The organism is Petrocella sp. (assembly GCF_059865615.1).
Genome location: NZ_JCBCDA010000011.1, coordinates 1 through 6,601, shown reverse-complemented (window position 1 = coordinate 6,601; position 6,601 = coordinate 1). Strand labels below are relative to the sequence as shown.

Genomic DNA, 6,601 nt, shown 5'->3' with positions numbered 1-6,601 from the left:
ATTTAAGAAAAGTCTCATAGGCGTATTGGTGATGGTTATGGTCTGTGGAATGCCAGTCATGGCCGCACCTAGAGTTATTAGTGAAGTACAAGTCCTCTCAGACCACAGTGCCGTCATCAAACTCACTTGGTCAGATCAAGTCACTAAGACGCCAATTACCATAACTTCATGGCGTTTTACAGAGAGTCATGTTTTAGAAGTGTATTATAACTTGGAAAACAAAGAAGGAGAAAACTGGGATGAGAGGCTCATCAGTCATCCCACCTATACTTTTCCAATGAAAGTATTTGTTACACATGAAGGCAGAGATCAATTGCAGCTGGTAGATATAGAACCCGGTCAGAAGACTTATGGCGCTATTATGAACCTCTATCATAGAGGTATTATAAATGGTTATCCCGATGGTAATTTTAGACCTATGAATCCGGTTACAAGAGCAGAATTTTCCAAAATGCTTCTTATGACAGCAGGCTATACTGTAGATACCACCACGCCATCTAATTTCAGTGATGTCAGTCAGGATCACTGGTTTAAAAGTTTTGTTATGACCTTAGCAGCAAGAGGCATCATAGAGGGTAAAGGCAATCATGTTTTTGATCCTCAAGGCCATATTACCATAGGTCAGATGCTGACAATCCTTAGTCGTAGCTTCAGAACATATGAAACCAACAACCCTTACCCATACAGCTTATCCAATCATTGGAGCAATACATATTTTTTAGATGTGGTGAACCAAGGTCTAGTCCAACCACAAGACCTTTATTATAATCCATATACACCGGATAAAAAAGCCACACGAGAAGATTGTGCAGTTTTGCTATCCAGAGTACTGGAACAATTACATGATGTAACGAGATAATAATGATGAAAACACCGATGTAATCCAAGCTACAATTTCCGGATGGTTAGATCACTACCAAGGTAATCTTCAAGCGCATCAAAACCGGACAAATCTATAGTACCCTCCATCTTAGAATCTGCTTTGATACCACGTATCAGTAGATTCTTTGGTGTGTGGGTCATATCAATAAACTCAAGAATCTGTACCTCATACCCATTGGCTTTTAGCCAATTGGCACGCATAGCATCCGTAAAAAGCGCAGCCACTCTTTCTTTGATGATACCATAGGACAATAAGTCTTTTAGTGGTTCTATGTGGATTTGATGGTTAAGCTCATGCTGACAGCATGGTACAGAGAGAATGACTTGAGCCTTCCAATCGACGGCCTTTTTAAGAGCAAGGTCCGTTGCTGTGTTACAGGCATGTAATGTGACCATCATGTCGATGTCATGTTCAGACGTATAGTCGACAATATCTCCCTGTTCAAAATGAAGATAATCATAGTGACATTTTTTAGCTAAAGCGTTACAGTCTTCTATAACTTTTCCTTTGAGATCCAAGCCGATGATATCAACCGACTTACCTTTGATGGCGGTAAGATAGTGGTAGAGCGCAAAAGTCAAATAAGATTTACCACAACCAAAATCAAGAATCTTAATACGCTCTTTTTGGTCTAGAACATAGAGTACATCATCCACCATCTCAAGAAAGCGATTAATTTGTTTGAACTTGTCATATTTTTTTTTGAGGACTTGACCTTCAGAGGTCATGACCCCCAATTCTACCAAATAAGGAATCGCTGTACCCTCTGGCAATAGATATTGTTTCTGACGGTCATGGCTAAGATTAGGCACTTTTTCAAAACGGGCCTCCGATTTTTTTAAAGTCATATGTCCCTTTTTGTTGATCAGGACATGCCAAGTGAAGTTACTGGAAAAACCATCCATCTGCTTGAATATATTCTGATCCAAATACCCATTTAACACAGTCAAAGCATCTTCAAAACCATAATTTTTGTGAAAAACTTGCGTTGTCGAATAGGATTGGAACTGAAAAAGCAATTGGTCACCTTTTAAATAAGGCTTTATAACCACTTTCTTAATGGGGTGTTGTTTGAGCCTGGGGTGGCTTATGATAATCTGATGTAGTTTTACATTAAATTGCTTTTCTATAAAATCTCTATACATAAATAACCTCCTAGTATTATGTTCCCTGTTATAAGATTTCTAACCACAAGATTTTTAGTAATAAACTGGTCTTCAAGTTCTATTATAATCGAGCAAAGCATTACTGGCAATGTGGCAGATTGATGGCAAGGTGAGGTCATTGTGATGACAGTTTGTTAAAATGGTTGATTTATAGAAGGAATTCCGATAAAATAGAGTAGCTAGTAGAGAAAAATGAAGGTGTTTTTAGATGAAGTCAAAATAGGCAAACAAGGAGCTAAAAATGAAAAAAATAATGTCATTAATTGTAGCAAGTATATTAATTTTAAGTCTTATGACGGCCTGTACATCAGGGGATTCTATCATGATGGTCAACGGAGAGTCAGTCCCTGTAGGTGAAGCTATATTCGTATTACGAGAATTAGAAGCGATGTATGAGTCTCAATATGGACCAACCATATGGGAACAAGGTTTTGAAGGTAAGACCTTTGATGAGATTGCCAAAGAAGCGGCGATAGATTCTTTATCAAGGTTACACATATCAGCTTTAATAGCTAAAGAACGTGGCATTGAATTAACAGATGAAGAGTTAGCAATAATCGAAACAAGAATGGATGAATATCTGCTTACAAAATCAGAAGAAGTCTTAAAAGAAGATGACATCAGTTTAGAGAATGTTAAGACGATTTTTGTAAACAATGCATTAGGTGAAAAACTAATGGATTTAGAACTTGAAGATTTCATCGTTAATGAAGAAGAACTCACCTTAAGTTTACAAGGCGATGTATCCTACCAACAGATTTTGCAATATGGATATGATGGTGTGTTAGAACAAGTTCAAGCGCAACATATATTAATCGCCAACAAAAATGAAGACGGAACAGAGAAAGAAGGGGCCTTAGAGTTAGCCAGGGAGGTCTTAGCCAAGGTAAACGCTGGTGAAGATTTTACGGAACTTGTAAAGACGTATTCAGAAGATCCCGGCAAAGTAGAAAATGATGGTATATATACCTTCTATCAAGGTGAAATGGTACCTGAATTTGATGCGGCAGCTTTTTCAATGGAAAACGGCGAAATCAGTGACTTAGTTGTCAGTGACTTCGGCTACCATATCATCAAAAAAATGGACCATATATACCCATCAGAAGAAGAAGTGATGAGTGTAAAAGAGTACGAAGGTTATATCAAAGATCAATACGCCAGAAGCCAGAAACAAGGTGAATTTGATCAACTTTTTAATGCTTGGAAAGAAGATTATACAGTTGAAGTTAACCAGAAGGTATGGGATAAGGTTGTCACCACCAACAAGAAGTAAAACCGTATTTTCTGTGCTGTAGCAAGATATAACATCTAGAAAGTCATAAATGTTGATATAAAAAAGGGGGCAGTCGGATAATAATTATATTATCCGACTGCCCCTTTTTTTAGTATCTAATTTTTCATATATAACGCTGTGGACCGGATATCTCAAAACCTTAGTCTCGCCATACTGTATTTCCAATAATCTCCATATATGTAAAAAAATTACAATAATAATATTTGAATTACAAAATATACCTAAAAGTGCTTTACTTTTATAAAAATAATTGTTATGCTATGATAAGCACTAAAAAATTAATATATAGTCTTAAAGACGAGCAGAAGTAGTTATTTAGTAGATATCTGAGGTGACAGAAAACAAGTGTTAATCTTTTTATGGGAGAAAAGATTTGTAAGTTAGGATTGTGATAAATAAATCAAACGATGATATAGGAGAAATAATTAAGAATGGAATTATGTATTAATAAGAGAGAATTTAATGAGTTAACGAATCCCTAAGTATAGTACATAAACTGAGAATATAATATTGAATAATAGCCATGATTCATGAGCATTTTCAGGTCTTTGAGAATACCTGAATTAAGATGTTGGGCTTCCATTGATGGCCATAATAAGAGGCTTGCAATATTCTATGTAGAGATAGTAAATAGGCTCCTGAATACTTTTAAACATAGTTAATTTATCCTTCTAGGCATCAAGGCCTAAGGTAAGATCAAACTGTTTGTAGAACTCCCCCAAAATGGTATATATTGGAATTAATACAAATTTGTAAATGAAATGTGGTATCATCAGTTCCGAGCGAATCTCGAGAACGGAACTGTTATACATAAAAATTTTAGGAGGAAATTGAAATGAATTTAAACAATGATATGTTCCAAGAACTTACAGCAGAAGAAATGCATAATATTGATGGTGGAGATTTTTGGAAAAATGTTCTATCATTTATGACAATACTAGTTAACTTATAAATGATAGGACAATTTTTATTAGGTAATTGTGAAATTATTTCTGCTTAGTAAACGCCTAACGATTTTTTATAATAAAAGGAGAATAAGTGGAATGGAAAATGTTTTGGATGTTAATAATTTGGTTAAAGAATATAAAAATTTTTCATTGAAAGAATTAAATTTTTCATTGCATAAAGGAGAAATAACAGGTTTTATCGGGCAAAATGGTAGTGGTAAAACGACAACAATAAAGTGCATTTTAAATCTAGTTAAATGTGAAGGGGAAATAAAATTATTTGGTAAGAACAGTTTGGATTATGAGAAAGAATCTAAGGATAATATTGGAGTAGTGTTTGATGAGTTACCATTTGATGATTGTTTAAATGCGAAAGAAGTATCTAAAATTTTGAAATATATATATTCAAATTGGTCGGATGCTGTATTCAAAGAATATTTGATTAAATTTGGTTTGTCATTTAATCAAAAATTAGGAAAGTATTCAAAAGGAATGAAAACCAAACTCTCACTTGCAGTTGCCTTATCTCATAAAGCTCAATTACTTATATTAGATGAACCAACAAGCGGTCTGGATCCGGTCTTCAGATGTGAAATTCTGGATGAATTAAAAATGTTTGCAAATGAAGCAGATAATGCAGTTTTATTCTCAACACATATTACGAGTGATTTGGAACAAATAGCAGACAATGTACTTTTTATCCATAAAGGAGAAATTGTGTTTTGTGAAAAAAAAGAAGAATTGCATAAAAAATATTTGACTATAAAGAACAATAAGACAATTTTAAATGAATTAGTACAGAGTGATATAATTGCATATAAGTCTATAAATTCAGAAGTTGAAGTCTTAATAAGATATAGTGAAAAATACATAAAGGAATATAATGCTAACAATCCTTCTATTGATGACATAATGCGAATTTACAGTGAGAAGACGGTGACTAAATGAAAGGTGTTTTTGAATACTTATGGATGATAAACAAAAGCAATATTAAGTTCAATTCAGTAAAAAATTCAATGTTTTTTTTCCTCATTGGTGCAGTAATCGTAAGTGCAAAAAAATATGCGCTATTTAACTCAAATGAAGCTGCACTAATTATTTTGATATTTTTGTTTTTTATTTTAGTAACAAACGCTAATTATTTTACTAGTAACTATAGAAGAATTAATATAGTCCAATTTGATAGATTTATTGCTGCAACTTCAATTGGGTATAGATCACTTTTAGTGGGGCTAATGTCCTTTAATTTATTACTGAATACGATTGATTTTTTTGTATGTATATTGGGAGTAAGTTTATTAAAAATTGTTTTTGCGGTAAACGTTGTTTATGAAATGAAGTTGCTATTTTATATATTTCTTTTATATACTATTTGGACACTTTTACTTGTACCTCTAGTTGTATACTTTAAGGACGGAAAAATAGCAGTCCTTACACTTACATTAGTTTTTATGGTTATCAATATAACGTACTTAAAGAATGACAATATAAATGGTCTATTGATACAGTATGGCAGCTTAGTATTTTCTTTGGTAACAGTTTGTATATTATTATTTATAATAGTATTAAAGGTGTCAGAAAATTTATGGAAATGCGGTGAATAGATGATAGGATTAATCCTTCGAGATTTATATATAAATAAAAAAAGCTTATTAGCAATGCTAGTTATGATTTGTATTAATAGTGTTTTTTTATTTAACCAAATTAAAAACACAGGCGATTTTATAGTTATGCTAAATGCAATGTCTTTTGTTATTATTTTTATGTTATGCGCTATGGGTGAATATGTAAGTGTTGAAAAGTCGAACAGAAATTGGAAAAATTTCTTATATTCTAGCCCGTTAGATGTCAAAACAATAGTCGGACAAAAGTATGTTTTAATTTTGATTTTTATTTCTATTGGATTAATTATTTCAATGGCATATGTTTTTTTGATGAATTCTATTATGGGTTTTACATTAATCTTTGAGAATGTATTGGGAATTATTTATTCAATCGTTATTGTGTTATTAAATAGTGCGGGACATAAGCCGTTAGAATATAGATATGGTGAAAAAAGAGCTATGATTTTTACGACGATTTTCATAGTGTTGATTGCAATTGGAATGATAGTATTATTTTCGACGACTAAGATAAGAGTTAGTCAGTTGGAAAGTATGTATAATTTTTTGAAAGGATATACTGCTTTGTTGATGTTACCCTTTAGCTTAATCCTATTTGGAATTTCTTATGCAATTAGTGTGTGGATATTTAATAAATATATAGAATAATGGTTAAAGGGTCAAAACTAAGTTTCACTAAATTCACATAC

The 6,601-nt window shown here is 32.8% G+C and carries 6 protein-coding genes; 5 read left to right on the top strand and 1 reads right to left on the bottom strand.

What is annotated here, in order from left to right:
• Positions 1-859, top strand: an 859-nt coding sequence (locus AC6F8J_RS01870) for an S-layer homology domain-containing protein (protein WP_500720541.1), incomplete at its 5' end; no start/stop codon positions are given.
• A gap of 29 nt (positions 860-888) precedes the next feature.
• Here the strand turns inward: AC6F8J_RS01870 and AC6F8J_RS01865 are convergent.
• Positions 889-2,028, bottom strand: coding sequence for a methyltransferase (locus AC6F8J_RS01865; RefSeq protein ID WP_500720540.1), 1,140 nt, complete (start codon positions 2,026-2,028; stop codon positions 889-891).
• A 262-nt stretch (positions 2,029-2,290) separates the two neighbouring features.
• Here AC6F8J_RS01865 and AC6F8J_RS01860 point away from each other — a divergent pair, with 262 nt between their 5' ends.
• From AC6F8J_RS01860 to AC6F8J_RS01845, 4 genes are all read left to right on the top strand, one after another.
• Positions 2,291-3,322, top strand: coding sequence for a peptidylprolyl isomerase (locus AC6F8J_RS01860; protein WP_500720539.1), 1,032 nt, complete (start codon positions 2,291-2,293; stop codon positions 3,320-3,322).
• 1,064 nt (positions 3,323-4,386) lie between these two features.
• Entirely contained in the window at positions 4,387-5,238 is an 852-nt protein-coding gene (locus tag AC6F8J_RS01855) for an ATP-binding cassette domain-containing protein (RefSeq protein WP_500720538.1), read from the top strand.
• Complete coding sequence (locus tag AC6F8J_RS01850) at positions 5,235-5,894, top strand: hypothetical protein (RefSeq protein ID WP_500720537.1); 660 nt, start codon at positions 5,235-5,237, stop codon at positions 5,892-5,894. The genes AC6F8J_RS01855 and AC6F8J_RS01850 overlap by 4 nt, the downstream gene beginning before the upstream one ends.
• On the top strand, positions 5,895-6,560 hold the full coding sequence (locus tag AC6F8J_RS01845; RefSeq protein WP_275842049.1) for an ABC-2 transporter permease: 666 nt from the start codon (positions 5,895-5,897) through the stop codon (positions 6,558-6,560).
• Positions 6,561-6,601: the final 41 nt, after the last annotated feature.

Excerpts from the sequence above, each read along its gene's own strand:
- AC6F8J_RS01845 (WP_275842049.1), top strand. The coding sequence starts at position 5,895 with ATGATAGGATTAATCCTTCGAGATTTATATATAAATAAAAAAAGCTTA.
- AC6F8J_RS01855 (WP_500720538.1), top strand. The coding sequence starts at position 4,387 with ATGGAAAATGTTTTGGATGTTAATAATTTGGTTAAAGAATATAAAAAT.
- AC6F8J_RS01865 (WP_500720540.1), bottom strand. The coding sequence starts at position 2,028 with ATGTATAGAGATTTTATAGAAAAGCAATTTAATGTAAAACTACATCAG.
- AC6F8J_RS01860 (WP_500720539.1), top strand. The coding sequence starts at position 2,291 with ATGAAAAAAATAATGTCATTAATTGTAGCAAGTATATTAATTTTAAGT.
- AC6F8J_RS01850 (WP_500720537.1), top strand. The coding sequence starts at position 5,235 with ATGAAAGGTGTTTTTGAATACTTATGGATGATAAACAAAAGCAATATT.